The following is a 25,079-nucleotide window of genomic DNA, read 5'->3' on the forward strand; positions in this document are numbered from 1 at the left end:
CAGTAGGCGGACCAGACTGCCAGCACTATTGAACTCGCGTTCAACACGCGGGTGGTGGACGCACAACAGGCCACCGGATCAAGGGAGATCGCGTCATGGACGGGACGACGGGGGCGGGACTGCCCAAGGGGTTCCGCAGTGCCGAGCAGGGCTGGCCGGAGCTGGACCGCATCCCGCATCCGCCCCGCAGGCTGCCGTTGCTCGGCGACGTCCTGGGCGTCGACCGGCGCACCCCGCTCCAGGACTCGATGCGCCTCGCGCGCGAGCTGGGCCCGATCTTCCGGCGGCGGGTGCTGAACCGGGAGTTCGTGTTCCTGTGGGGCGCGAAGCTGGCCGCGGACATGGCGGACGAGACCCGGTTCGCCAAGCACGTCGGCCTCGGGGTGGCCAACCTGCGCCCGGTCGCCGGGGACGGGCTGTTCACCGCGTACAACCACGAGCCCAACTGGCAGTTGGCGCACGACGTGCTCGCGCCCGGCTTCAGCCGGGAGGCGATGGCCGGGTACCACTCGATGATGCTGGCGGTCGCGGGCCGGCTGACCGGCCACTGGGACCGCGAGCTGGCCGCCGGTCGCACGGTGGACGTGCCCGGCGACATGACCCGGCTGACGCTGGAGACCATCGCCCGCACCGGCTTCGGGCACGACTTCGGCTCCTTCGAGCGCGACCGGCCGCACCCCTTCGTCACCGCCATGGTCGGCACCCTCGCCTACGCCCAGCGGCTCAACAGCCTGCCGATGCCCCCGGCGCTCCAGCGGAGGGCCGCCCGGCGCAACGCCGCCGACATCGCCTACCTGAACGACACGGTCGACGCCCTGGTGGCCGCCCGCCGTGAGTCGGGGCGCGGCGAGGGCGACCTGCTGGACCGGATGCTGGAGACGGCCCACCCCGAGACCGGCGAGCGGCTGTCGGCGGAGAACGTCCGCAAGCAGGTGATCACGTTCCTGGTCGCGGGCCACGAGACCACGTCCGGCGCGCTCTCGTTCGCCCTGTACTACCTGGCCAGGCACCCCGAGATCGCCGCCCGCGCCCGCGCCGAAGTGGACCGGGTCTGGGGGGACACCCCCGAGCCGGGCTACGACCAGGTCGCCCGGCTGCGCTATCTGCGCCGGGTGCTGGACGAGTCGCTGCGGCTGTGGCCGACCGCGCCCGCCTTCGCCCGCGAGGCCACCGAGGACACCGTGCTGGCCGGCGAGCACCCCATGCGCCGGGGCGGCTGGGCGCTGGTGCTCACGCCGATGCTGCACCGCGACCCCGAGGTGTGGGGCGAGGACGCCGACCGGTTTGACCCGGACCGCTTCGACGCCAAGGCGGTACGGGGCCGCGCGCCGCACACCTTCAAGCCGTTCGGTACCGGCGCACGAGCCTGCGTGGGCCGCCAATTCGCCCTGCACGAGGCCACGTTGGTGCTCGGTCTGCTGCTGCGCCGGTACGAGCTGATCCCCGACCCCGGCTACCGCCTGAAGGTCACCGAGCGCCTGACGCTGATGCCGGACGGCCTGCGCCTGGGCCTGGAGCGCCGGAAGGCCCCCGTCGGCGCACCGGCCGGCGCTCCCGAGCCGGACGCCGGTTCAGCGGGACGCTGCCCAGTGCACGGGACGGACGAGTGAGCCCGGCAGCCGGGTACCGGGCCCCCCGCGGGCGGCGTTGACCTGCGGCTGGGTGAGGAACAGCGCGCCGGTGAGGTCGGCGCCGGTCAGATCGGCGCCCCGGAGATCGGCGCCGATCAGGTCGGCCTGCCGCAGGTCGGCTCCGGTCAGGTCGGCACCGATGAGGCAGGCGCCGCGCAGGCTGATTCCGCGCAGGTCGGCTTGGTCGAGGCGCGCGCCCGCCAGATCCGCGCCCCTCCGATCCCGGCCCTTCTTCCGGCCTTTGCGGGCCAACTCCGAAGCCTGGAGCAGGAGTTCAGCCACGTCGCTCCAGTGCTCGGCCGGGTCCAGCGCGGCCAGCTCCTCGGGCTTCTGCGCGGCGAGCCGCTCGGTCTGCTCCAGCGCGCGGCGCAGCTCCGGGTGGAGGGGCCGGGCGGCGTCGAGACCGAGCGCCTCGGTGAGGTACCAGAGCAGCTCGTGCAGGCGCCGGACCACCGGGAACACCTCGAACATCAGCCGGGCGTGCTTCTTGCCGCCCGTACGCCAGTCCCGGCCGCCGAAGGTGACCTGGGAGACGCGCTGGCCCGCGCCGAAGCAGTCGTACACCGTGCACCCGGCGTAGCCCTTGCCGCGCAGCTCGGTGTGGATGCCGCAGGCGTGGTCCTCGCGCAGGTTGGCGCAGGGCTTTCCGGCGGGCTTGTCGTGCGCGAAGTCGGCGGAGCGGGCGAAGGGCAGGGCGACGCAGCAGAGGCCGAAGCAGTCGGCGCAGTCGGCACGGAGAAGGGGTATGTGATCAGGCATCGCGCTCAGGGTACGGGCTCTGGCTACGCTGCCCCTGTCCGATCTTCGACGCCCGAGGAGCCGCGATGCGTGTCGCCCTGTTCCTGACCTGTGTCAACGACACGCTCTACCCGGACACCGGCCGCGCCGTGGTGAGACTCCTCGGCCGCCTCGGCGTCGACGTCGACTTCCCCCTGGCCCAGACCTGTTGCGGCCAGGCCCATTACAACACCGGCTACCGCCACGAGACGGAACCACTGGCCCGGCACTACGCCGAGGTCTTCGGGGAGTACGACGCGATCGTCACGCCCTCGGGTTCCTGCGCGGCGATGGTCCGGGAGCTGTACCCGAGGCTGGGCGAGCGGGCCCGGGCCGAGGGGCGCGGGGCGGCGCTGGCCGGCGTACTGGCGCCGGTGGTGCCGAAGACGTACGAGCTGACGGAGTTCCTGGTGGACGTGCTGGGCGTCACCGACGTCGGCGCCGTCTATCCGCACAAGGTGACCTACCACCCCACCTGTCACGGCCTGCGCTCGCTGGGGCTCGGGGACCGGCCGCGCCGGCTGCTGGAGGCGGTGCGGGGTCTTGAGCTGGTCGAGCTGCCCGGCGCCGACGAGTGCTGCGGGTTCGGCGGCACCTTCGCGGTCAAGAACGCGGGGGTGTCGGCGGCGATGGGCGCGGACAAGGTGCGCAACGCCGAGTCGACCGGCGCGGAGGTGCTGTGCGCGGCCGACAACTCGTGCCTGATGCACCTGGGTGGCACGATGAGCCGGGCGGGCTCTGTGGTGCGGCCGGTGCACATCGCGGAGATCCTGGCGAGCACGGAGGAGGACCCGGCCCGGTGAACGAGACCTTCGTCGGAATGCCCGCCTTCCCCGACGCGGCACGGGAAGCGCTGGACGACCACACCCTGCGCGGCAATCTGCGGCACGCCACCCACACCATCCGCGCCAAGCGCGCGGCGGCCGTGGCGGAGGTGTCCGACTGGGCGGAGCTGCGCGAGGCGGGCAGCCTCATCAAGGAGCACACCCTCCGCCATCTCGACCGTTATCTGGAGCAGTTGGAGGAGTCGGTCACCGCTGCGGGCGGCACCGTGCACTGGGCGGCGGACGCGGCGGAGGCCAACCGGATCGTCACCCAACTCGTGCGCGACACCGGCGAGTCGGAGGTCGTGAAGGTCAAGTCGATGGCCACGCAGGAGATCGGGCTCAACGAGGCGCTGGAAGCGGCCGGCATCCGGGCCTACGAGACCGATCTCGCCGAGCTGATCGTCCAGTTGGGCGAGGACCGCCCCTCGCACATCCTGGTCCCGGCCATCCATCGCAACCGGGCCGAGATCCGCGACATCTTCCGTACTGCGATGGCCGGTTGGGGCCGACCGGCGCCCGAGGGGCTGTCCGACAGTCCGGCCGAGCTGGCGGAGGCGGCGCGGCTGCATCTGCGGGAGAAGTTCCTGCGGGCCGAGGTGGGGGTGTCCGGGGCCAACTTCATGGTCGCGGAGACCGGCACGATGGTGGTCGTGGAGTCCGAGGGCAACGGGCGGATGTGCCTGACCCTGCCCGAGACGCTGATCTCGGTGGTCGGCATCGAGAAGGTCGTCCCCACCTGGCGTGACCTGGAGGTCTTCCTCCAGACCCTCCCCCGCTCCTCCACCGCCGAACGCATGAACCCGTACACCAGCATGTGGACCGGCACGACCGACGGCGACGGGCCCCGCGCCTTCCACCTGGTGCTGCTGGACAACGGCCGCACCGACACCCTCGCCGACGAGGTCGGCCGCCAGGCGCTGCGCTGCATCCGCTGCTCGGCCTGCCTCAACGTCTGCCCGGTGTACGAGCGCGCGGGCGGCCACGCCTACGGCTCGGTCTACCCCGGCCCGATCGGTGCCATCCTCAGCCCCCAACTGCGCGGCACGGCAAGCGAGATCGACGCCTCGCTGCCGTACGCGTCCTCGCTGTGCGGGGCCTGCTACGAGGTGTGCCCGGTCGCCATCGACATCCCCGAGGTGCTGGTCCGGCTGCGCGAGCGGGTCGTGGAGGGCGGTCCGGCGGTGCGCGAGGGCAACCGGGTGGTGCTGCGGCCGGCCAGGGGCCACGCGGCGGAACGGGCGGCCATGCGGGCGGCCCGCTGGACCTTCACCCACCCGGACGCCCTGCGCACCGGCCAGCGCCTCGCCTCCCGCGCCCGCCGCCTGCGCCCGCGCACCTTGCCGGGGCCCGGCGCGGCGTGGACCCGGACGCGCGATCTGCCGGAGGTGCCCGCCGAGCCGTTCCGGGACTGGTGGGCACGCACCCGAGGCGGCAAGGAGGAGACGACGTGAGCGACCGGGAACGCGTCCTGGGCCGGGTCCGGCGTGCGCTGGCCGACGTACCCGCGGACGACCCGCCGTACGACCGGGCGATTCCGCGCACCTACGCGCGTGAGCACGGCGAGCGCACCGCCGAGGAGACGGTGGAGCTGCTGGCGGAGAACCTGGCCGACTACCGGGCCGTGGTGCACCGGTGCGCGGAGGCGGACCTGCCCGCGCTGATCGCCCGGCTGCTGGCGGCGCGGGATGCTCGGAACGTACTCGTGCCGGACGGACTCCCGCCGGCGTGGCTCTCGGACGCCGACCTCGTGCCCGTCCCCGACCGGGCCGCGAGCACCACGTACGAGCTGGACGCCGTGGACAGCGTGGTGACCGGCTGCGCGGTGGCGATCGCCGAGACCGGCACCCTTGTGCTGGACGGCGGGCCAGGCCAGGGGCGACGGCGGATCACCCTCGTGCCGGATCACCACATCTGCGTGGTCCGGGTGCCCGAGCAGGTCGTGGCGTCCGTGCCGCAGGCCCTCGAACGCCTCTCCCCCACCCGCCCGTTGACCTGGATCTCCGGCCCCTCGGCCACCAGCGACATCGAGCTGAACCGGGTGGAGGGCGTGCACGGGCCGCGCACGCTGGAGGTCGTGCTCGCCGGGGTCATCCCTTCGGTCGGCGGGACCGGGCGGCCGGACGGGACCCCGGCTAGCGTGGGGGAATGATCCGGTTCGAGCAGGTCAGCAAGCGCTACCCGGACGGAACGACGGCCGTGGACGACCTCTCCTTCGAGGTGTCCGAGGGCGAACTCGTCACGCTGGTCGGCCCCTCGGGCTGCGGCAAGACGACCACCATGATGATGGTGAACCGGCTGATCGAGCCCACCGCGGGCCGGATCGTCGTGGACGGCGAGGACATCGCGCGCGTCGACCCGGTCCGGCTGCGCCGCCGGATCGGGTACGTCATCCAGCAGGTCGGCCTCTTCCCCCACCGCACGGTCCTGGACAACACCGCCACCGTGCCGTCCCTGCTCGGCTGGAAGCGGGCCAAGGCGCGGGCGCGCGCCGCCGAGCTGCTGGACCTGGTCGGCCTGGACCCCAAGACGTTCGGCGCCCGCTACCCCGAGCAGCTCTCCGGCGGCCAGCGGCAGCGGGTCGGGGTGGCGCGGGCGCTCGCGGCGGACCCGCCGGTGCTGCTGATGGACGAGCCGTTCGGCGCGGTCGACCCGGTGGTGCGCGAGCAGTTGCAGGACGAGTTCCTGCGCATGCAGCAGGCGGTGCGCAAGACGGTCCTGCTCGTCACGCACGACATCGAGGAGGCCGTCCGGCTCGGCGACCGGATCGCGGTGTACGGCGCGGGCCGCATCGAGCAGTACGACACCCCCGGCGCGGTGCTGGGCGCCCCCGCGACCCCCTACGTCGCCGGGTTCGTCGGCGCGGACCGGGGTCTGAAGCGGCTGTCGGTGACCGCGATCGAGCCGGACGATCTGGAACAGCCCCCGGTGGCCCGCCCGGACGAGCCCGCCGCATCGGCGGCCCGGCGGCTGCGCGAGGAGGGTGCCCGCTGGGCGGTCGTCCTGGACGCGGACGGCGATCTGCACGGCTGGGTGGGCCTGGAGGAACTGTCGGCGGGCGGCACGGTCGGCGAGCTGGCGCACCGGATGACCGCGTGGGTCCCGGTGGGCGCCCCGCTGAAGCAGGCGTTCGGCGTGATGCTCCAGTACGACGCCGGGTGGGTCGCGGTGCTGGACGGCTCCCGGCTGCTGGGCGTCCTGACCCCGGCCAAGCTGCACGAGGCGCTGCGGCGGTCGGTGGACGCGGACGTGCTGGGGGTGGCGCGGGGTCAGGTGCCGTTCGACTCGGTGTCGGACGCGTAGCTCACTTGATGAGTCCCTTGTCCTCCAGATAGGTGCGGGCCACATCAGCCGGCAGTCGGCGCCAGCTATCGACCTGCTGGTTCATGTCGGCGAGGTCCTGCGTGGTGAGGACGTCGTTGAGCTTGCCGAGCGCCTTGGCGACCCGCTCGCTGCCGGCGCGGGCGCGGTTGACGACGGGGACGACGTAGTCGGCGTTCTGGAGGTGCTTGTCGTCGGCGAGCAGGACCAGGCCGAAGGAGCCGAGGGTGGCGTCCGTGGTGGTGGTCAGCACCATCTGGTCCCGGCCGGACTGCACGGCCTGCTTGGCCGGGGTGGTGCCGACGCCCTTGGGATCGACGGCGGTGATGTCGATCCCGTACTCCTTCTTCAGGCCGGGCGCGCAGTACGGCCGCTTCACGCACTCGTCGCCCGCCGCGAGGCGCACCTTGAGGCCGGAGGCGCCGAGGTCGCTGAGGGTCTTGAGGTGGTGGCGGCGGGCGTAGGAGGCGCTGACCGCGAAGGCGTTCTGGTCGACGGCCCGGCCCGGCGGGAGGACGGTGAGTCCGCGCGGGGTGGCCAGGGCGCGCAGGTTCTTCATGGTCTTCGCGAGGTCGGGTGAGCCGGCCGGGGGTGCGTCGGGGCCGTGCGCCTTGGCGTTGAGCCAGTCGGCGAAGGTGGCGGCGTACTCGGGGGCGACGTCGATCTGGCCGGACTCCAGGGCGGGTTCGTACAGCTCCCGGTTGGCGACGGTGATCAGCGAGGTCTTGTACCCGGCCTGGCCGAGGAGCTGGGCGTAGAGCTGGGCGAGCAGATCGCTCTCGGTGAAGCCGGCCGAGCCGATGGTGAGGTGGTGGCTGTCGCCGGGCGGCGCGGTGACGGCGTCCCGGTTCTCCAGCGAGGGCCCGGAGGAGCAGGCGGCCAGGGTGAGGAGGGTGGCGGCGGCGAGGGCCGCGCGGGCGCTCACCGGCCGGCCCTCGCCCAGGCGGGTCCGAGTCGCTCCACGACCTCGAACACGCCCTCCACGAGCAGGGCGAACACGGCGACGAGGATCGCGCCCGCGACGACCTGCGGGGTGCTGGCCAGGTTGAACCCCGCCGTGATGATCCGGCCGAGACCACCCCCACCCGCCAGCGCGGCGATGGTGGCGGTGGCGACGAGCTGGACGGCGGCGATCCGTACCCCGTTGAGAATCATCGGCAGCGCGAGCGGCACCTCGACCCGGACCAGCGTCTGCCGCCCGGTCATCCCCATGCCGCGCGCGGCCTGCACCACCCCCCGGTCGACCTCGCGCATGCCGACGTAGGCGTTGGTGAGCAGCGGCGGCACGGCGAACAGCACCAGGGCGACGACGGTGGGCCCCTCCCCCCACTTGCCCACCGGCGTCAGCAGGAGCAGCACCAGCACGGCGAAGGTGGGCACGGCCCGGCCGACGTTGGAGATGTTGACGGCGAGCGCCCCGCCCTTGCCGAGATGCCCGAGGACCAGCGCGACGGGCAGCGCGATCAGACAACTGACGATCAGGCAGACCACGGTGAGCAGCAGGTGTTGCAGCAGCCGGTGCCAGACCCCGTCGTCGCCGGACCAGTGGGCGGGGTCGGCGAGCCAGTCCCAGGTGGAGCCGAGCACGTTCATGTACGGCCCTTCCTCGCCCAGGGGGTGAGCAGCCACTGCACGCCCAGCAGGAGCAGGTCGGCGGCGACGGCGATGAGCACGCACAGCACGGACGCGGTGAGCACCTGGGCCTTGAAGTACGTGTTCATGCCCGCGTAGATCAGATTGCCGAGCCCGCCGAAGCCGACGATCGCGCCGATGGTGACCAGGGAGACCGCCGAGACGGTGGCGATGCGCAGCCCGGCCATCGCGGCGGGCAGCGCGAGCGGCAGCTCCACGGTGAGCAGCAGCCGTACGGGCCCGAAGCCGAGCCCGCGCGCGGCCTGCCGGGTCTCCTCGGGGACCGCGCGCAGCCCGGCGAGGATGTTCCGTACGAGCAGGGTGAGCGAGTACAGCACCAGCCCGGCGACGACGAGGGTGGCGGACAGCCCGTACACGGGCAGCAGCAGGGAGAACATCGCCAGGGACGGGATGGTGTAGAGCACGGTGGTGACGGCGAGCACCGGCCCGGCGGCCCACCCCCAGCGGCGGGCGAGCACGGCGAGCGGCACGGCGATGACGAGCCCGATCAGCACGGACAGCGCGGTCAGCTCCAGGTGCTGGCCGACCGCGTCGAGGAGGATCTGGCGGCGGCTGCTCAGATAGTCGCCGCAGATCCACTCGTTGCGCGCGAGGCAGTCGTCCGGAGCGGCGGTCACCCGTCCATTGCACCGGCCGGGGCAGCGGGTCGGCGCGTTGTGGTCGCCCGTACGGGGGCCGTAACGCCCCTTTTGGTATCACTTCTGGCATCCGAAGCGAGGAGTGTGGCGGCTGTGGAACGAATCGTCGTCGTCGGTGCCGGCCACATGGGGTCGGTCATCGTACGGGGCCTGTTGGACGGGATGCCGCAGGTCGAGGTGGTCATCGTGGAACCCTCGCCGGAACGCCGCGCCTCCCTGGACGGCCGCGCGGAGGTGGTCGCCGCGTACGACCCCCGCGCGGACGACCTCCTCGTCCTAGCCATCCCGCCGCAGGCGTTCGACTCCTTCGCGGACGGGCTGCCTCGGGGCGCGTGCGCGGGCGTGACCGTCGTCTCGATCATGGCGGGCGTACGCCTGGAGACCCTCGCCTCCGCACTGGGCACGGACACGGTCCTCCGCGCGATGCCGAACCTCGCCTCGCGGGTGGGCCAGAGCATGACCGTCCTCTGCCCCGGCCCCCAGGTCCCCGCCGAGGGCGTGGACCGGGCCAAGGGTGCCCTCTCGGTCATCGGCAAGGTCCTGGTGATCCAGGACGAGTCCCTCCTCGACGCGGCGACCGCGGTCGCGGGGAGCGGCCCGGCGCTGGTGGCATACCTGGCCCAGTCCTTCACGGACTTCGCCCGGGGAGCGGGGTTCACCCCCGACGACGCCCTGCTGCTGACCACCCAGGTCCTCCGGGGCACGGCGGACGTCCTGTCCGAACCGGGCGTGACCCCACAGTCCCTGTACCAACAGGCCAGCACCCCGAACGGCACGACAGCGGAGGGCATCGCCACGCTGCGGGAACACCGGGTGGGGGAATCGGTACGGACGGCGCTGGAGGCCACGACGGAGAGAGCGCGGGAACTGGCGGGGTGAGGGGGGCCGGATCGGGCGGAGCGCGGGAATGTGAGGGAATCGGTCCCGTCGTCGGGTGAGGTGGGCGTTAGGTTGGCCGTATGAGCAACCTTGACCTCGCGCCGGAGCCGAGCGCATGCGGTGGACGTGGGTTTGTCGTCGCCGAGCCGGTGCGTGAGCTGATGAGCCCTCGTACGGTGAAGCTCGGGGAGTCCACCGAGGTCCGCCGGCTGCTGCCGAACCTGGGGCGGCGGATGATCGGCGCGTGGGCGTTCGTGGACCACTACGGCCCGGACGACATCGCGGACGAGCCCGGCATGCAGGTGCCCCCGCACCCGCACATCGGCCTGCAGACGGTGAGCTGGCTGCACGAGGGCGAGGTGCTGCACCGGGACTCCACGGGCAGCCTCCAGACGATCCGCCCGCGCGAGCTGGGCCTGATGACGGCGGGCCGGGCGATCAGCCACTCCGAGGAGAGCCCGAGGCCCCACGCGCGCTACCTGCACGGAGCCCAGTTGTGGGTGGCCCTCCCGGACGAACACCGCCACACCGACCCGCACTTCGAGTACCACGCGAACCTGCCGACGGTAACGGCCCCCGGCCTGACGGCCACGGTGATCCTCGGCACCCTGGACGGCACAACCTCCCCCGGCACGACGTACACCCCCCTGGTCGGCGCCGACCTGACCCTCACCGAGGGCACCCGAACCCACCTCCCCCTCGACCCCGACTTCGAGTACGGCGTCCTCTCCATGTCGGGTTCCGTCCATGTGGACGGCGTCCCCGTCACCCCCGGCTCCATGCTCTACCTCGGCTGCGGCCGCACGTCCCTCCCCCTCCACGCGGACTCCGACGCCTCGATCATGCTGCTGGGCGGCGAGCCGTTCGCGGAGGAACTGATCATGTGGTGGAACTTCGTGGGGCGTACGCAGGCGGAGATCGAGGGGGCTCGGGAGGAGTGGATGAGGGGGTCGCGGTTCGGAGAAGTGAAGGGGTACGACGGAGGACGACTCCCCGCGCCCGAACTGCCGTCCGTGCCGCTGAAGCCACGCGGTCGAGTGCGCTGACCTGACACTTCCCGAGCAGGGGTACGCGCAGTCGGGCGAGGGGACACACCCCCGCCCGACCCGTTTCGCCGGACTTAATCGCCCTCACTCGGACTGATGCTGACTCAATGCAAACTTTCCTGACAGGCAGTCAGGTCCCTGCGGAAGGGATTACTCGCGCATCCCGCACCCCTCTCACCACCGAGTTTTCGACGGCGCGCCGCGAGCCGCCAGCGGCGCACCGCTCGCTTGGCAAGCTCGAAACGCCGCCTCCATCGGAACGATGCCGACCTGGGCCCCTGCTATAGGGGTCCCACAAACTCAGCGCGAGGCGCGTCACCCTGGCTGGGGGGGGACGCCGCCCGGAGCGTCCCCGCGTGCGCGAGTGCGATGGGCTGGTCGATACCGTGTCCCATGGGCCTGCCGGACTATCCCCACAGGCGGGGAAGCAGCGGACCTCATCCTCGACGGCCCAATCCCGCGGGGACCATCCACTCATGATGCGAACGCGTCCCGGGACCATCCCCCGCGTGTGGGGCGCAGCCACGTCCTGGGCCATGACAGCGAACGCCGGGGGGCCGTCCCCGCGCAGGCTCTTACAGTTGCTTGCGCAGCACCTTGGCCCACCGGGTGTGTGCTGGGCCCAGTCCACGCAGACTTTTAAAACTGCGCCTGAGATCATAGGAGTCCGGCTTGACGAGCGGCCTGGCTCGCACTCCCACCGTGCCAGGGGCCAGAAGGTAGTTGGTTGTCACCACGGTTACCTGATGCGCCAGTAGGAACTCCAGCACACGCAGTTGTTTGGCGCTGTTGCGCGACAAGCGACTGAGGGCAGACAGCGGCACCACCTGGGCGGCTCCCCCTTGTTGAACGGTGTCATGCAGCCCCCTGAAGAGAACACCTTAAGGGCTCGCCGAAAGCATGTCGTAACTACCGGTTCTGGGATCGCTGTAGTGGCATAGCGTCAGGATTTGCGCACGGAGAAGACCGCCACCCGGGCTGCGCCCAACGCACTCCACATCGGTGAGACCGGCTGCAAGCAATCCGATGGCCAACGGTCGGCCGCCCTCGTCTCGGGCAGCAGAACCGGCACCGCAGCGAGGCCAAGAACGGAGCATCCCCGCGGGCGGGGGCGCGAGGGCGAGGACGACGCGCGGGCGTTGGACCGCCACTCGTTCGGACCATCCCCGCGCATGCGGGGAGCAGACCCGTCCAACATGAACCCCTAAAACCCTCAATCAACAGGTTGGAGTTACGCACCGCCCACTCGGGCGGAAGAGCAACATGCGGACGCCGAGAAGGGTCTGCAAGCCTGCCACACTGCCGAAACGGCAGCGGCCGAAGGAGCAACCGCGCCGGCCCTCTGCCCGCCCGCCTGGTGCGCAAGGACGGTATACGCCAGGCGTCGACCGCGAGCCTGGACTGCCAAGTATGGAGGGGCAGCGCCGCGCGACTCAGCTGAGGAACAGACCAAGGACCCAGATGAAGGCGGCGAAACGTGCCGCACGTACGCAGACGGAAGGGGAAGTCATGCACCGCCCAGGGCCCAGCCTCCGTCCCGAGGGACCGCAAAGGCGAGTTCCCAGGGCGTGTGATCCGCCGCCGCGCTGATCGTCTGCTCGTGCAGCAGGCGTTGAGCGTGGGCCACACGGCAGTGCTCACCCCTCTGGCACACGTCGCAGGTCAGGAAGTGCGCCGCCCAGGTGTCCCAGCTGAGTACCCATTGGAGCCTTGCCGAGTAGCAGTCGGCACACCCACGTACGTCAAAGCCCTTCACATACACCAAGGGCAGCCCGTTCGCTCCGGGCGGGTTCCCGCACCACGCGCACGCCCCGCCCGCGACGACGGCGGGGGTGAGCTGGTGGGGGAACTCGACGGTGAAGAACACGCGCAGACGCAGCAGTTCTTCGGGGCCCAGGCTCTCGGTCGTCAGCACGGCGCCTCCTCCAGTACGGCCAGCTTGCGGATGCCGTCGAGCGAGATCGGGGTAATTCCGTGGAGACTGATCACCAGGGCGGCTGCCGGCGTCCACGGGATGTCGGGCGAACCCACGGGCACCCGGGTCAGCCGGGTCGGGGAAGGGGAAGGCAAGCGAGGGCCGAGCGTCGCGGGGTCATGGACGACGCCGGCGACTCCCCACAGCGGGCTGTACTCCACGAGCGCGGCGGAGAAGCCGCGGTGTAGGGACGGGCAATGCTCGACGGACTCGAGCGCACATGCCGGGTGTACAGACGGTGCCGTGGTCGTCTCGCCCTCGCCGATGGGAGTGCCGGAGCCGACCATGTAGAGGGATCGCCCACCCTTTATGCGCATCGGGGCCGGCCGGCCGCATACCTGGCACAGCATCTGGCGGACTGCCTGTCGCTGCCGCAAGCCGTTCATCTCCTCGAAGACGGGAATACCGAACCCGGGAGCGAGCGCCTGCCGGGCGAGGAGTGCCCCGGTGTCAGCATCGCGGTCGGCGCGTGGGTCCTCGTCCGCGTAGCCGATGCCGTGGAAGGAGCCGACGACACGGCGGATGAGCGGGGGCTGATCCAGGCTCTCCGCGGACCAGGCCGTGATGTACGGGACGGGCATTCCGCCCCATTCGAATTGTCGCGGCATAGATGTATTCCCAGGGGTGGATTGAGACTTGTTGTGTTCCCCCGCCGCGGGGTCGTGAGGGAGACCTCAGCTCGCCGGCGGAGGAGTTGGGACTGAGGAGGCTTCGGCTTGGACAGGGAGCAGCGCGCGGAGATCAGGGCTTCATGGCGAGCACCCGCCCGAGCGGCTCGTCGTGAGGCGCGGGGGTAGGACGGAAACGGTCCAGCAGGATTCGCAGCGGGCCGACGGGCACCAAGCGGTCCGCGCGGCAGCGACGGCGCCAGTAGATGCCGGGCGGCTCATTGTGGGGTAGGGGTGGAAGCACGATCTCGTGGGGTTGGCCGAAGCACGAGGCGTAGGCGTGTGACTGCCACTGCGCCCTGGTTCCGGGCGGCACCAGCCAGTAGAGCCGACTTTCTTCAGGGGACTCGATCACGGGACCGCACGCGTCCGGGGCGTCTGCTTCGGCCCGCTGAAGGTCGTCGAGCATCGCGATGACGGCGGACGCCTCAGGACCGTTCGCGGTGACCACAACATCAAAGAACTGGCCCCCGAGAGGGAGGCGAACCTGTCGACCGGCCATCAGGTCGGCCACCTGGCGGATGCGATCTACGCCGGCCAAGGCGTCGAAATGGCCGCCCACCTGCAAGGGACCGTAGGCGTGTGGCTGATGGGCCTCCAGGCCCGCGCCGCCGCGGCCCTCGGAGACTCGGAGCCCGCCCGCGCGGCCAACACGGAGGCCGACGAGCGACGTGAGCGGGTGGTCCCTGACGATCTCGACTCGCTTGGCGGTCTTTTCACCTATCCGGTCGAGAAGCAGCTCTACTACAGCGTGGAATGCGAGGCCCTGCTCGGGAACGGAAGCGCGGAGACCGTCGCCCTGGCCGAGCGAGCCGTCGAGGGATTCAGCGACCCCACGGCCGCAAGCTGGGCCTTCGGTGACCTCGCGGGTGCTCAGTGCGACCTGGCCCTCGTCCGGCTGTTCAGCGGCGACCTCGACGGAGCGGCGGCGGCGATGCGACCGGTGCTGGACCTTCCCGTCTCCCACCGCAACAACGGCATCGTCGTGTCCGCCCAGCGCGTGCGGGCGGCGCTGGCCGGCGGATCGGTGAACGGCGCCGTCGTCGCACGTGACCTGACGGCGGAGATCGAGGCGTTCCCCGCCACCCGGCTGGCGTTGCCCCGGGGATAGGGTCAGTGCCCATGCACCCCGTCCTCTGTTCCAGCGCCCGTCTGGAACTACGCGAACTCGCCGCCGAAGACGTGGACGGAGTGTTCGCGATCTACGGGAGCAGCGAGGCCACCGAACACCTCTCGTTCGAGCCTCGCAGTCATGAACAGGTCGGCCAGATCGTGATACGTGCCGTCGCCTCGGCGACGGCCGTTCCGCGCACGGAGTACGCCCTGGCCGTCACCGACCGGGCCTCGGGCCGCCTCTGCGGGTTCGGCCGCCTCGCCCTCGATCCCCACCAGCCGAGCGGAGCCACCATCGGCTTCGCGATGAACTCGGACTGGTGGGGCGCCGGATACGGGACGGAGACCGTCCGCCTCCTCCTCCACCTCGGCTTCGACCACCTGCTGCTGCACCGCGTATGGGGTGCCCGGTCCCCCGTCAACTCCGCCTCGGCCAGGGTCATGACGACCGTCGGCATGGTCGAGGAGGGCACCATCCGGGAGCACGTCCGCAAGGGCGGGCGCTGGCGCGACTCGGTCGTGCACGCGATCCTTGACCGCGAGTGGGCCGCCGTATCCGCTGGGCCGGTCTGCCTGTCCGCAGGCAGAGCCTCTGGGCCCGGCGAGCAGTAGCTGCCTTTTCGGCAGCACTGAATCACGCCAGCTTGGTCTTGTTGCCCGGCCACTTCGGCCCAGGCACACAGCGACAGAGTCACCGACATCGGACTCATGCCTCAGGTCTCGCAGTGAAACCAGCCGTGGGGGGGAGAATTCTCTCCCCGGATGTTCGCGTCCCAGGAGGCAAGCATGCTCTGCAGGGGTGCCCACACACGTGGCACGTTGGAATTCGGCGCGCCGGCAGGAGGACGCTTGGGTACCGCCAGAACGTTAATCACCTAGGAGGCATCCGACGTGCCACACCAGGATTCGAGCGGATCTTCCCACTCGGGGAGACCAATGACGCGTACGCCGAGTACTTCGTCGGGCAGAGCCATCTGGCTCCCCCTGGCCGGCGGGAGTGTCCCGGTCAGCAACGCGTCGTTCGAGCCGGGCTGCCGCGACAACTGGCCTATCCGCCACGGGACGGGTGGCGGCGGTGATCAGATCCTGCTGTGCACGGCCGACTGCCGAAGCGGCCATTCCACGGGCCCGAGAGTAAAATTTGTGGCGGGAATTGGTGCGGCAATAGGGCACTGTGAAAAACCGGCACTGCGCCGGAATTCCGGAATCGAGAAAGAAATCTGTTAAGCGTCGGTCGGCGACCGTAGCGTATCGCCGGCCCTTGCACCGCGACAACACAAGAACCCCGGACCAGAGCCAGGAGAAGAAGCCATGATCGCGTTCAACGACAAGGGTGAGCAGATCGACGTCGACCTCGACCTCGGTCAGCACGACCGTGACCTCTCCACGCTGCCCCAGCCCACCGGCACCGACGAGGAGAAGCTGCGGGGGCTGGTGGACCAGTACGCGCAGATGTTCGCGCACGGTGCCCGCACGTCGGTGCTGAAGCGGCCGACGGATGTGGGGATGGAGTACGAGGAGGTGCAGTTCCCCTCCAAGGACGGGGTCCCGTTGGAGGCGTGGTACATCCCGGCCGAGGGGTCGGACCGCCTGCTCGTGGTCAACCACCCGATGACCTGCAACCGGTACGGATTCCCGGGGCAGCTCGAGCCGTGGCACACCGAGCTGGGCGTGTTCGGGGGCTTCGAGGTCGACTTCCTGACCGAGCTACGGTTCCTGCACGACGCCGGCTACAACATCCTCACCTACGACCTCCGCAACCACGGCCTGAGCAGCGACGCCAACGGCGTCACCAGCGGGCTCGGGCTGATCGAGGCCCGCGATGTCGTCGGTTCGCTGCGGTACGTCCGCAGCCGCGACGACCTGGCGGCGATGAAGCTCGGCCTCTACAGCCGGTGCATGGGCGCCAACTCCACCATCGTCGCCATGAACTTCTGGCCCGAGGAGTTCGACGGTGTCCAGGCCCTCGTGGTCCTCAACTCGGTGTCCGGCAAGACCTTCATCGAGCAGGGCGCCAGGAACATCGGCCTCGACCCCGACACGGCACGCGAGGCGCTGGCGAAGAAGCTGGTCGGCATGTGCGGCATGCGCCTGGACGACGAAGCCCCCCAGCTGTACGCCCACGCGGTCAAGGTGCCCACCTTCATGGCCCAACTGCGCCACGACTTCCTGATCGACGCCGAGAAGGACGGCACCGAGATCTTCGACGCCATCGGCGCGAAGGACAAGGAACTGTTCTGGATCGAGGGCTCCAACCAGCGGTTCTACGCCTACAACTACTTCGGACAGCACCCCGAGAAGCTCATCGACTGGTTCGACAGCCACCTCAAGTAGTTCCCGGGGCGCTCCCGGCTCAGCTCTCGGCATCCTCCCGGAGCGACCGGGTCAACGCCCGGTGCGCCCGGGCCAGTACGGCGGCCGTCACGACGAGGATGACGTCGAGCAGGGCGATGGACGCCAACGGGGGAAGCCAGACGGCCGCGATTCCCACGACGACCAGGACGCCGGAGGCGACGAGGCGTTGGGCCCAGGCGCCCTGGGCCGTGGCGCGGTAGAACCAGGCCGTGGTGGCCAGGTAGAGCGCGGGGCCCCCGAAGAGGAGGAGGGCGAGGGGCACGGACCCGTGACCGGTCGGGTGGGCGATGGCGAGCTCACTGCCGACGGCGAGGGCGACCAGCGCCGCCAGCACGAGGTAGGCGCTGTTGACACCGAGGCGTACCGCTCGCACGCGGTCGGTGGACGACGCGACGACGATGGCGATGACGTCCTCGCCGCCGCCGAAGTAGACGGCCCACAGGCACACCAGGGCGATGAACACGCCCGCGGTGGCGAGCACGCTCGCGACATCGACGGGCGCGTCCGTCATCGCGCGGCCGGCGGTGAGGACCGTCTCACCGAGCAGGATGATGAAGAACAGCCGCAGTCGCTCCAGCATGTGCTCGGCGTCGAAGACGAGTTCGCCGCCCCTGAGGGTACGGCCGGGCAGCGGATGCGCGAGCCAGGTGCCGGTGAGGTCGACGAGCGCGGCGGCGGCCCACCACCACAGCCGCGGCTCGGGGCCGACCACGGCGCCGACGATCCACAGCGGCGCGGACGCCACGATCCACACCAGGGTCCGGTGGAAATGCTCGCGCAGCGCGTCGGTGCGGGCGGCCAGGGCGGTGACGGCACTGGCGAAGAGCAGGATGGCGAGGAGCGGGACGACGAAGGCCCAGGCCCGGTCCTCGAACGCACCCGGGATCTCGGCGTTCATGAACAGCCCGAGCCCCATGGCGATGACGATCATCCACCGGGTGACATCGCGCTTGATGTCGAGGAACGTGGCCTCGTAACTGGTGTAGGACCAGGTGCCGAACACGGCGACCAGGAGGATCGCCGTCTCCACGGCGCCGCGCCAGGTGAGGTGTTCCAGAAGGTGGTGGGAGAGCTGGGAGACGGCGAAGACGAAGACCAGGTCGTAGAACAGTTCCAGCGGCGACACCTCCCGCCGCAGATTCAGCGACTCGGGCACGCTGCTCATGATCAGGGTCTCCTGCCTCGGGACGACGCGCCTCAATTGCCGTCCCGTTGTGGTTCGTACGACAGTACCGACCGGCGCCTGCGCGCCGACCGGCACCACGATATGGCACGCATCAGCCCTGATGGGCGAGGTGCGTGCAGGGCGGTTGAGTGATGCCCTGTCAAGGAATTCGCACGTGCGCGAGGTCGTCCCTGACGCGTGCCGGCTCCTCGTCCAGGCGGAGGTTGGCCTTGTCCCTGACCGCGTCCGTCGACTCGGGTCGGGAGTCGTCGTCCGAGCCGTGGACGAAGATCACGGCGTCGATGTCACGGACGGCCGCGGTGAGTGTGTCCGGCGCGGTCAGGTCGCCGATCACGATCTCGGTGTACGGCGGAAGTACGCCGCGGGCACGGTCCTCGTCCCGGGCGAAGGCGACGGGTGTTCAGCCGCGCTTGGTGGCGGTCTCCACGACGTGCCGACCGGTGCGGCCGGTGGCGCCGACGACTGGCCGGCCAGTGGCGGGGTGGCCGAGGCGGTCGCCGACGGCCCGTCGGTACGGGGATTGGCGGCTGCCGCACCCACCGGGTCCACGCCCAGCAGCCCGGCGCCTCGGCCTCCGCCTTGGACCGGTCGGGCGACTCCGGTCCGCTGTCATCCCGGTCCGCAGCGACTGCTGCGACACTGGAGGCATGAGTTCCGGCGACGGCGACCTGAGAGAGCTGGGCATTTTCCTCAAGGCCCGCCGGGCCGAGCTGGACCCCCTCCAGGTGGGCCTGCCGGAGACCGGGGTCCCCCGGCGCGTCGCGGGTCTGCGCCGCGAGGAGGTCGCGCAGCTTGCCGCCATCAGCCCGGACTACTACACGCGTGTCGAGCAGGGGCGCATGCGGGCGTCGGTCCCGGTCCTCGAATCCATCGCCCGCGCGCTGCGTCTCACCGACGACCAGCATGCCTACCTCTTCGGGCTCGCCGGCCGGCCACAGGCTCCGCCGCGCGACGGACACGAGCACCGGACGGTGAGCCCGCACACCCGCAGGCTCTTGGACCAACTCACGGAGTCCCCGGCCGTGGTCTTGTCCGACACCATGGACGTCCTGGCCTGGAACCGGCTCGCCGCGGCCTTCCTCACCGACTTCGACAGGGTTCCTGAGAAGGATCGGAACTACGTCTGGCTGCTCTTCAACGATCCCGCGCTGCGTGCCCTGTACGACGACTGGGAGACCGGCGCCCGCGCCTGTGTGGCGTACCTCCGTATGCACACCACCGCCCACCCGCGGGATGCCAGGCTGAGGGCCCTGCTGTCGCGGATGGGCTCGCACTCCGACTTCCAGCAGTGGTGGCAGGCGCGCGAGGTCGCCGTACAGAGCACGGGGAACAAGGTGTTCCACCATCCCTCGGCAGGCACTCTGACCCTGGACTGGGACACCTTGACCAGCTCCACGGCTCCCGACCAGCACATCGTCGTCTGGACTCCAGTGCCGGGCAGCCTTTCGGAACAGCGGCTTCACCATCTGGCCGTCGGCGTCGCCGCACGAGCCCCTGAGAGCCCTCGACCCGCGCAGCCTTGAGGGTGCGCGGGTCGGGAGGGCTTCGGTCAGAGGTACTTCTTGTAGATTCGGTCAGAGGTACTTCTTGTAGAACGGGATCAGGTGGTCCAGGGCGATCTTGACCGGCTCGGGCTGGTCGTACAGGTCGTAGTGGGAGTAGCCCTCGGCGACGACCAGTTCCTTGTCCTTGGAGGCCGCGCGGCGGTAGATCTCCAGGCCGTCCCGGTAGGCGCCGAAGGCGCCAGGCTTGTCGCCGACCACCACGCACAGGGGCCGGGTGAGGAGGACCTCGGCGCGGTTGAAGGCGTCCCAGCCGACCGCGTTGGCCTGGCGGGAGAACAGCGACTCGGTGCGGCCGCCGGGCTTCTCACCGCGGTCCGTGCGGTAGTACTCGGTGGCCTCGAACAGGTCCAGCTCGGTCAGTCCCTGCTCCTCGGCCGCCTCGGGCGAGGCCGGCAGGTACTGGTTGACGCGCGGCTCTCCGCCCCGCGCCTCGGCGGTGCGCTGCTCGGCGATGGCGTCGAGCGTGGCGATGGGGTCGTAGCCGCTGAACGCCTCATGCATCAGACGTCCGAAGTTCACGCCGGTCACACTGCCGACGGCCTTGATGCGGCGGTCGGTCATCGTGGCGTTGATGGCGTACGCGCCACCGCCGCACACCCCGATGACCCCGATGCGGTCGGCGTCCACGTACGGCAGCGTCACCAGGAAGTCGATGACATAGCTGATGTCCTCGACCCGGAACGTCGGGTCCTCGATCGACCTGGGCTCCCCGCCGCTCGCGCCCTGGAAGCTTGCGTCGAAGGCCACGACCACGAAGCCCTGTTCGGCCAGCGCCTTGCCGTAGACGTTCCCCGAGGTCTGCTCCTTGCAGGAGCCGATGGGGTGGACGCTCACGATCGCGGGGTAGGTTCGGCTCGCGTCGAAGCCGGGCGGGAAGTGGATGTCAGCGGCCAGGTTCCACGCCAGCGCCTTGATCTCGACGTGCTCGATGTTCTCGCTCACGGGTACAACGCCTCCTGCAAGAGGTGGTTCGGAATGGGATTGGGGCGCTCGCGGGCGGTCGCCGGTTCTCACGAAGGGGCGACCGACGCCTCGGGCGGCCGACTCCACCATCCTGACCCGGAGAAAGCCGGTGCGCAGCACCTGAGGGGGGTGGGGGTATTGGGGGGCACCGGCGGCACCCCTCACCGGACGGCGCGCCTGCGCGGGTCCGGGGTGGGTCGGCCCTCGTCGCTCCAGACCGCTCGCCGCAGCGGGGCTGGGTGTTGCTGAGGTCGGTGACCTCGCAGACCAGGATGTCGTCGCGGATCGGCCGGAGTGCCACCGGGGCCCCGGCGTGAAGCGGAGCACACGTGAGGTGCCGTTTCCACCTGCGTCGGCTCCTGTCAGGGGTAGAGAAATCTACCCTTTTCGCGGACATGGGCCCGTGCGAGCCTCGAGGGGGTGGCCGACCGAAATTCCGACGGCCGCCCCGAGGAATTCGCACCCGTCGTCGCCGCGCGCGGCGCAGAACAACAGAGATTCATGAGCACTGACATACGCGAAACGCACCTTGCCGCCGACCGGCGCGAGAGCCGGGGCACCGCCATCGTCGTGGGTGCCTCCCTGTCCGGCCTGATGACCGGGCTGACCCTGTCCCGGGCCGGTCTCCACGTGACGGTCCTGGAGCGCTCGGGCCCCTCTCCGCAGAGCGGCGCCGCGCTCGGCCTCGTCGGTGTCGACCTCGACGGCGAGAGCAGGCTGCTGGACGGCTCGAACCGCAGGGCCCCCTCGCTGATCGCCATCGCCGCCGGCGGGTCGAGCGCGATGCACTCCTGGTCCTCGGTCCACGCCAGGCTGCGGATCGCCGCCGAAGCCGATCCCCGTGTCGAACTCCGTCATCACACCGTCGTCGCCGACGTCGGCCAGGACGCCGACGCGGCCTGGGTGACCACCTCGGACGGCGACACGCTCCGGGCCGACGTCGTCGTGGGCGCCGACGGGCACCGCAGCGTCGTACGCCGGGGCGTCGCGCCGCACAAGCCGGACGCGACCTTCGCCGGCTACGTCCTCTGGCTCGGCATCGCCCAGGAGTCCGACCTCCCTGCGGCGCACCGTCTGGGCCGCCACCAGGAGGGGCCCGACATGATGTCGGGCGGGGACGACTACTTCGTCGGTTATCCCCTGCTGGGCAAGGACGGCAGCAGTGCCGTCGGGTCCCGGCAGCTGGGCTTCGCCTGGTTCGACGCGACCCGCAACGACCTCTTCCGGGAGAAGGGCCGCATCGTCGGCGACGTGGTGCGACGCTCGCTGCGCAACGACGACATCCCGGAGCGGACGTACCGCGAGCTCGAAGCCCAGGCCCAAAAGCTCTGGCCCCAGCCGTGGCGGAGCGCGGTGCTCGACCGCATCGGCCGGCGCCGGCTCATCGGCACCCCGATCGCGGAGTACGTGCCCGACACGATCGCCAACGGGCGTCTCGCACTCGTCGGCAACGCCGCCCACGTGCAGACCCCGATGACCGGCCAGGGGTTCGACCAGTCGGTGCAGGACGCGGAGGCGCTCGCCGAAGCCCTCGCGGCCGGTCTGCCCGGGTCGACGATGGAGGAGTGCCTCCGGTCGTACCAGATGACGCGCCTGCACAGCGCTCGTGACCTGGTGCGCTCCGGGCAGCAGTTCAGCCGCTCCTTCTCCGGCGAAGCCGCCTGACCCGCAGGAGGCGACGACTTCCAGGGGGGCCGCATCCGGCACCACGAGGTAACGACATGCGCACACCACAGATGCACCTGACCATGCAGCTCGTCGGCGGCACCGGCATAGAACCGGGCGCCTGGCGCCGGCCGGGTGTCGCGGCCGACGGATACGTCAACGTCGACGCCGCCGTACGGGCGGCCAAGGCCGCCGAGCGCGGCAAGTTCGACGCCGTCTTCTTCGCCGACACACCCGCCGTGGTCGACGATCTGTCGACCCGCTCGCCGTCCTGGGCGCCCCTGGAACCGGTCGTCGTGCTGACCGCCCTCGCCCGGGAGACCGAGCGGATCGGACTGGTCGCCACGTCGTCCACGACGTTCAACCACGCCTATAACGTGGCCCGCCAGTTCCGCGCCCTGGACCTGGTCAGCGGCGGCCGGATCGGCTGGAACGCCGTGACCACCGGCCGCCCCCAGGCCGCCCTGAACTACGGCGCCGAGGTCCCCAGCCGTGGCGAACGCTACGCGATCGCCGAGGAGTTCATCGCCTCCGTGATGGCGCTGTGGGGTAGCTGGCCCGAGGGCGCGCTGCTGCTGGACACCGAGAACGGGCGCTTCGCCGACGCCGAGCGCATCCAGCCGGTGATGGTCCGCGGCCGGCACATGTTCTCCCGCGGCCCGCTGGGCCTGCCGCCCTCCCCGCAGGGCCAGCCGGTCGTCTTCCAGGCGGGCGGCGGCGGCAACGGCCTCGCCCTGGCCGGGCTCTACGCGAACGGCGTCTACAACAGCCCCTTCGACATCCCCTCCGGCGCCGCGCACTGGCAGGCGGTCCGGCGGGCCGCGCAGGCCTACGGCCGCGACCCGGACCACATGACGGTCTTCAACGGGATCGTCACCTCGGTCGGCTCCACCGAAGGCGAGGCACTCCAGCGGCGCCGGGAGCTGGACGAGCTCGGCGACCTGGAATCCCGGGTCCAGTACCTCGGCGTCCAGATCGGGGTCCCGCTGGACATGGGGGACCTCGACAAGCCGGTCCACAAAGACCTGCTCCGTGACGCCTACGCCCACCCCGGCGACCCGCGCGCGCCGCTCGCGCTGCGCCTGGCGAAGGAGGGCTGGACGGTCCGCGACGTCATCGCGCACGGGATCATCCAGTACCACCCGGTCGCCGTGGGGGCTCCCGAGCAGATCGCCGACATGCTGCAGCACTGGTTCGAGTCCGGCGTCGGCGGGGGCTTCACCATCACTCCCGACGCCGCTGACGGCGTGGAGGACTTCGTCGACCACGTGGTGCCGATCCTGCAGAAGCGCGGCCTGTTCCGCACCGAGTACGAGGGCACCACCCTGCGCGACCACCTGGGCATCCCGTACCAGAACGGACTGCCCGCCGCCCACCCGGCCTAGCCCGCGACCCGGACATGCCGACGGCGTCGAGAAGGTTGGGCCCTTCTCGACGCCGTCGGCATGTCCTCGTCCGTGCGGTGGACGGGTGCCCGCGGTCAGCCGCCGGTCGTGCGGGGAGCGCCGTACTGCTCCTCGGTGACCGCTTCGTTCCACTCGGTCTCCGGGGTGTCGTCGCCCGCGCCTTCCCACAGGGCGATGTGCTCCATGAACCGGTCGGGGGCGGCACCGTGCCAGTGCTCCTCGCCGGGTGGGCAGGTGACGGTCTGGCCCGGGTGGGCCTCGAAGACCGTGCCGTCACGGGTGCCGATCAGCGCGACGCCGGACACGACGTGCAGGGTCTGGCCCAGGACGTGGGAGTGCCAGTGCGTGCGTGCGCCCGGGGCGAAACGGACCAGGTTGGCCCGCACCCGGGACGGCTCCTGTCCCGCGTGGATGACGTCCCACCAGACGTCGCCGGTGAACCAGTCGGCCGGCGCCTTGCTGGTGGCCTGTCGCTTGACGAATTCCATGATTCCTCGCTGAGTAGTGCGTTGTGCCTGGTCAGGCAGCGTCGGTGTGGGACAGGCCGGTGCCCAGTTCTCGCGAGGCCTCGGCCTGGGCGAGGAGTTCCCCGGCCTTGACCGCGACGGCCTCGATGGCATCCGAACCCGCGACGAACCGCAGCGGCGGCTCCTCGAGGTCCACGACCTTGAGGAGGGCGTCCGCCAGCTTGGCCGGATCGCCCGGCTGCTTGCCGTTCATCCGCACACGGCCCTCCTGCATGGCCGCCGAGCGCTCGGCGTAGTCGTCGATGGACAGCTCAGCGAAGTTGGAGGAGGCGTCGGTGAGCAGTTCGGTGCGGAAGTAGCCCGGCTCGACGACCGTGGTGCGGATGCCGAACGGCTCCAGGTCGAAGCGCAGGGCCTCCATCCAGCCCTCGAGGCCGAACTTGGAGGTGGCGTAGGCGGTGGTGCCGGGCAGGCCGACCAGGCCCGCCAAGGACGAGATCGAGACGACGTGCCCGGAACGCTGGGCCCGCATCACGGGCAGGACGGCGCGGGTGACGTTCATCGGACCGAACAGGTTCGTCTCCAGCTGTGCCCGCATCTGCGCGTCGGAGATCGTCTCGAAGAACCCGCCGTAGGTGTTGGCGGCGTTGTTGACCAGGACGTCGATACGGCCGAAGCGTTCGACGGCCGCGTCGACGGCGCTCCGGGCCGAGGCCGGGTCGGTGACGTCCAGGGCGACCGGCAGGAGGGTGTCCCGCTCACCGCCGAGGGCTTCGAGGACCTTCTCGGGGCGGCGGCCGGTGGCCACGACACGGTGGCCGGCCTTCAGCGCCTGGCGGGCGATGTCGGCACCGAGGCCGCGACCGGCGCCGGTGATGAAGTAGACCTTGCTCATGGGGTGTTGCTCCGGATCAGGCGATGGTTCGGACGGCGTGGCCGGATGACCG

Annotated in this window: 24 protein-coding genes and 2 pseudogenes; 14 read left to right on the forward strand and 12 right to left on the reverse strand. The window is 70.9% G+C overall.

Annotated elements, in window-relative coordinates:
* Positions 1-95: 95 nt before the first annotated feature.
* The gene (locus tag E5083_RS06860; RefSeq protein ID WP_135784696.1) at positions 96-1,610 is read left to right on the forward strand and encodes a cytochrome P450; all 1,515 of its coding nucleotides are present in this window, start codon (positions 96-98) and stop codon (positions 1,608-1,610) included.
* Here the strand turns inward: E5083_RS06860 and E5083_RS06865 are convergent.
* Positions 1,572-2,390, reverse strand: a complete 819-nt coding sequence (locus E5083_RS06865; RefSeq protein WP_135784697.1) for a pentapeptide repeat-containing protein — start codon at positions 2,388-2,390, stop codon at positions 1,572-1,574. The genes E5083_RS06860 and E5083_RS06865 overlap by 39 nt on opposite strands.
* A gap of 65 nt (positions 2,391-2,455) precedes the next feature.
* Between E5083_RS06865 and E5083_RS06870 the strand changes: the two genes are divergently transcribed.
* From E5083_RS06870 to E5083_RS06885, 4 genes are read left to right on the forward strand one after another with little or no spacing between them, the layout of a single operon-like run.
* Entirely contained in the window at positions 2,456-3,211 is a 756-nt protein-coding gene (locus tag E5083_RS06870; RefSeq protein ID WP_135784698.1) for a (Fe-S)-binding protein, read from the forward strand.
* Positions 3,208-4,686: a LutB/LldF family L-lactate oxidation iron-sulfur protein gene (locus E5083_RS06875; RefSeq protein ID WP_135784699.1), complete on the forward strand. Its 1,479-nt coding sequence runs from the start codon at positions 3,208-3,210 to the stop codon at positions 4,684-4,686. Before E5083_RS06870 ends, E5083_RS06875 begins: the two co-directional genes overlap by 4 nt.
* Positions 4,683-5,384, forward strand: coding sequence for a LutC/YkgG family protein (locus E5083_RS06880; RefSeq protein WP_135784700.1), 702 nt, complete (start codon positions 4,683-4,685; stop codon positions 5,382-5,384). The genes E5083_RS06875 and E5083_RS06880 overlap by 4 nt, the downstream gene beginning before the upstream one ends.
* On the forward strand, positions 5,381-6,535 hold the full coding sequence (locus E5083_RS06885) for a betaine/proline/choline family ABC transporter ATP-binding protein (RefSeq protein ID WP_135784701.1): 1,155 nt from the start codon (positions 5,381-5,383) through the stop codon (positions 6,533-6,535). The genes E5083_RS06880 and E5083_RS06885 overlap by 4 nt, the downstream gene beginning before the upstream one ends.
* A 1-nt stretch (position 6,536) precedes the next feature.
* Here the strand turns inward: E5083_RS06885 and E5083_RS06890 are convergent, their stop codons facing one another.
* The 3 genes from E5083_RS06890 to E5083_RS06900 are packed head-to-tail and all read right to left on the reverse strand — an operon-like array spanning position 6,537 to position 8,823.
* Positions 6,537-7,478, reverse strand: a complete 942-nt coding sequence (locus E5083_RS06890; RefSeq protein WP_135784702.1) for an ABC transporter substrate-binding protein — start codon at positions 7,476-7,478, stop codon at positions 6,537-6,539.
* The gene (locus tag E5083_RS06895; RefSeq protein WP_135784703.1) at positions 7,475-8,146 is read right to left on the reverse strand and encodes an ABC transporter permease; all 672 of its coding nucleotides are present in this window, start codon (positions 8,144-8,146) and stop codon (positions 7,475-7,477) included. Before E5083_RS06895 ends, E5083_RS06890 begins: the two co-directional genes overlap by 4 nt.
* Positions 8,143-8,823, reverse strand: coding sequence for an ABC transporter permease (locus E5083_RS06900; RefSeq protein ID WP_135784704.1), 681 nt, complete (start codon positions 8,821-8,823; stop codon positions 8,143-8,145). The genes E5083_RS06895 and E5083_RS06900 overlap by 4 nt, the downstream gene beginning before the upstream one ends.
* A 114-nt stretch (positions 8,824-8,937) precedes the next feature.
* Here E5083_RS06900 and E5083_RS06905 point away from each other — a divergent pair, with 114 nt between their 5' ends.
* Both E5083_RS06905 and E5083_RS06910 read left to right on the forward strand, forming a co-directional pair.
* A complete protein-coding gene (locus E5083_RS06905) occupies positions 8,938-9,723 on the forward strand; it encodes a pyrroline-5-carboxylate reductase family protein (protein ID WP_135784705.1) in 786 nt (261 codons plus the stop codon).
* Between the two features lie 80 nt (positions 9,724-9,803).
* Positions 9,804-10,769, forward strand: a complete 966-nt coding sequence (locus E5083_RS06910; RefSeq protein WP_135784706.1) for a pirin family protein — start codon at positions 9,804-9,806, stop codon at positions 10,767-10,769.
* A 1,507-nt stretch (positions 10,770-12,276) separates the two neighbouring features.
* On the opposite strand, the gene E5083_RS06915 is transcribed toward E5083_RS06910, so the two are convergent.
* From E5083_RS06915 to E5083_RS06925, 3 genes are all read right to left on the reverse strand, one after another.
* Complete coding sequence (locus tag E5083_RS06915) at positions 12,277-12,684, reverse strand: hypothetical protein (RefSeq protein ID WP_135784707.1); 408 nt, start codon at positions 12,682-12,684, stop codon at positions 12,277-12,279.
* The gene (locus tag E5083_RS06920; RefSeq protein ID WP_137984210.1) at positions 12,678-13,352 is read right to left on the reverse strand and encodes a hypothetical protein; all 675 of its coding nucleotides are present in this window, start codon (positions 13,350-13,352) and stop codon (positions 12,678-12,680) included. The genes E5083_RS06915 and E5083_RS06920 overlap by 7 nt, the downstream gene beginning before the upstream one ends.
* 133 nt (positions 13,353-13,485) lie before the next feature.
* Positions 13,486-13,974 carry a hypothetical protein gene (locus tag E5083_RS06925; RefSeq protein WP_135784709.1) on the reverse strand — a complete coding sequence of 163 codons (489 nt, stop codon included), beginning with the start codon at positions 13,972-13,974 and terminating at the stop codon, positions 13,486-13,488.
* Between E5083_RS06925 and E5083_RS06930 the strand changes: the two genes are divergently transcribed.
* The 4 genes and pseudogenes from E5083_RS06930 (at position 13,963) to E5083_RS06945 (ending at position 16,859) form a co-directional block, all read left to right on the forward strand.
* Positions 13,963-14,523 (forward strand): hypothetical protein, encoded by a 561-nt coding sequence (locus E5083_RS06930; RefSeq protein ID WP_208753989.1) that lies wholly within the window; start codon positions 13,963-13,965, stop codon positions 14,521-14,523. The two genes, E5083_RS06925 and E5083_RS06930, sit on opposite strands and share 12 nt — an antisense overlap.
* A gap of 11 nt (positions 14,524-14,534) precedes the next feature.
* On the forward strand, positions 14,535-15,137 hold the full coding sequence (locus E5083_RS06935) for a GNAT family N-acetyltransferase (RefSeq protein WP_135784710.1): 603 nt from the start codon (positions 14,535-14,537) through the stop codon (positions 15,135-15,137).
* Between the two features lie 272 nt (positions 15,138-15,409).
* Positions 15,410-15,626: pseudogene (locus E5083_RS32220) on the forward strand (cupin domain-containing protein); the annotation flags it as partial.
* Between the two features lie 210 nt (positions 15,627-15,836).
* Positions 15,837-16,859, forward strand: coding sequence for an alpha/beta hydrolase family protein (locus tag E5083_RS06945; protein ID WP_208753990.1), 1,023 nt, complete (start codon positions 15,837-15,839; stop codon positions 16,857-16,859).
* Between the two features lie 19 nt (positions 16,860-16,878).
* Here E5083_RS06945 and E5083_RS06950 read toward each other — a convergent pair whose 3' ends face one another.
* Positions 16,879-18,045 carry a low temperature requirement protein A gene (locus tag E5083_RS06950; protein WP_135784711.1) on the reverse strand — a complete coding sequence of 389 codons (1,167 nt, stop codon included), beginning with the start codon at positions 18,043-18,045 and terminating at the stop codon, positions 16,879-16,881.
* Positions 18,046-18,205: 160 nt separating this feature from the next.
* A pseudogene (locus tag E5083_RS06955) lies at positions 18,206-18,451 on the reverse strand (NAD(P)H-binding protein); the annotation flags it as partial.
* Positions 18,452-18,713: 262 nt separating this feature from the next.
* Here E5083_RS06955 and E5083_RS06960 point away from each other — a divergent pair.
* Positions 18,714-19,589: a helix-turn-helix domain-containing protein gene (locus tag E5083_RS06960; RefSeq protein ID WP_135784713.1), complete on the forward strand. Its 876-nt coding sequence runs from the start codon at positions 18,714-18,716 to the stop codon at positions 19,587-19,589.
* A 51-nt stretch (positions 19,590-19,640) separates the two neighbouring features.
* On the opposite strand, the gene E5083_RS06965 is transcribed toward E5083_RS06960, so the two are convergent.
* Complete coding sequence (locus E5083_RS06965) at positions 19,641-20,573, reverse strand: alpha/beta hydrolase (RefSeq protein WP_244317407.1); 933 nt, start codon at positions 20,571-20,573, stop codon at positions 19,641-19,643.
* Positions 20,574-21,095: 522 nt separating this feature from the next.
* On the opposite strand from E5083_RS06965, the gene E5083_RS06970 reads away from it, so the two are divergent.
* Positions 21,096-22,259, forward strand: coding sequence for an FAD-dependent monooxygenase (locus E5083_RS06970; protein WP_135784714.1), 1,164 nt, complete (start codon positions 21,096-21,098; stop codon positions 22,257-22,259).
* A gap of 56 nt (positions 22,260-22,315) precedes the next feature.
* On the forward strand, positions 22,316-23,644 hold the full coding sequence (locus tag E5083_RS06975) for an NtaA/DmoA family FMN-dependent monooxygenase (protein WP_135784715.1): 1,329 nt from the start codon (positions 22,316-22,318) through the stop codon (positions 23,642-23,644).
* Positions 23,645-23,739: 95 nt separating this feature from the next.
* Here the strand turns inward: E5083_RS06975 and E5083_RS06980 are convergent, their stop codons facing one another.
* Together E5083_RS06980 and E5083_RS06985 are read right to left on the reverse strand one after the other, a co-directional pair.
* A complete protein-coding gene (locus tag E5083_RS06980) occupies positions 23,740-24,153 on the reverse strand; it encodes a (R)-mandelonitrile lyase (protein WP_135784716.1) in 414 nt (137 codons plus the stop codon).
* Between the two features lie 31 nt (positions 24,154-24,184).
* On the reverse strand, positions 24,185-25,027 hold the full coding sequence (locus tag E5083_RS06985; protein WP_135784717.1) for an SDR family NAD(P)-dependent oxidoreductase: 843 nt from the start codon (positions 25,025-25,027) through the stop codon (positions 24,185-24,187).
* Between the last annotated feature and the right edge of the window lie 52 nt (positions 25,028-25,079).

This window comes from Streptomyces bauhiniae (assembly GCF_004784475.1).
GTDB classification, from domain to species: domain Bacteria; phylum Actinomycetota; class Actinomycetes; order Streptomycetales; family Streptomycetaceae; genus Streptomyces; species Streptomyces seoulensis.

Bases quoted from the DNA above. Each gene is read 5' to 3' on its own strand.
- E5083_RS06860 (WP_135784696.1), top strand. From the start codon at position 96: ATGGACGGGACGACGGGGGCGGGACTGCCCAAGGGGTTCCGCAGTGCC.
- E5083_RS06865 (WP_135784697.1), bottom strand. From the start codon at position 2,390: ATGCCTGATCACATACCCCTTCTCCGTGCCGACTGCGCCGACTGCTTC.
- E5083_RS06870 (WP_135784698.1), top strand. From the start codon at position 2,456: ATGCGTGTCGCCCTGTTCCTGACCTGTGTCAACGACACGCTCTACCCG.
- E5083_RS06885 (WP_135784701.1), top strand. From the start codon at position 5,381: ATGATCCGGTTCGAGCAGGTCAGCAAGCGCTACCCGGACGGAACGACG.
- E5083_RS06895 (WP_135784703.1), bottom strand. From the start codon at position 8,146: ATGAACGTGCTCGGCTCCACCTGGGACTGGCTCGCCGACCCCGCCCAC.
- E5083_RS06910 (WP_135784706.1), top strand. From the start codon at position 9,804: ATGAGCAACCTTGACCTCGCGCCGGAGCCGAGCGCATGCGGTGGACGT.
- E5083_RS06920 (WP_137984210.1), bottom strand. From the start codon at position 13,352: ATGCCGCGACAATTCGAATGGGGCGGAATGCCCGTCCCGTACATCACG.
- E5083_RS06930 (WP_208753989.1), top strand. From the start codon at position 13,963: ATGGCCGCCCACCTGCAAGGGACCGTAGGCGTGTGGCTGATGGGCCTC.
- E5083_RS06935 (WP_135784710.1), top strand. From the start codon at position 14,535: ATGCACCCCGTCCTCTGTTCCAGCGCCCGTCTGGAACTACGCGAACTC.
- E5083_RS06945 (WP_208753990.1), top strand. From the start codon at position 15,837: ATGATCGCGTTCAACGACAAGGGTGAGCAGATCGACGTCGACCTCGAC.
- E5083_RS06950 (WP_135784711.1), bottom strand. From the start codon at position 18,045: ATGAGCAGCGTGCCCGAGTCGCTGAATCTGCGGCGGGAGGTGTCGCCG.
- E5083_RS06960 (WP_135784713.1), top strand. From the start codon at position 18,714: ATGAGTTCCGGCGACGGCGACCTGAGAGAGCTGGGCATTTTCCTCAAG.
- E5083_RS06970 (WP_135784714.1), top strand. From the start codon at position 21,096: ATGAGCACTGACATACGCGAAACGCACCTTGCCGCCGACCGGCGCGAG.
- E5083_RS06975 (WP_135784715.1), top strand. From the start codon at position 22,316: ATGCGCACACCACAGATGCACCTGACCATGCAGCTCGTCGGCGGCACC.
- E5083_RS06980 (WP_135784716.1), bottom strand. From the start codon at position 24,153: ATGGAATTCGTCAAGCGACAGGCCACCAGCAAGGCGCCGGCCGACTGG.
- E5083_RS06985 (WP_135784717.1), bottom strand. From the start codon at position 25,027: ATGAGCAAGGTCTACTTCATCACCGGCGCCGGTCGCGGCCTCGGTGCC.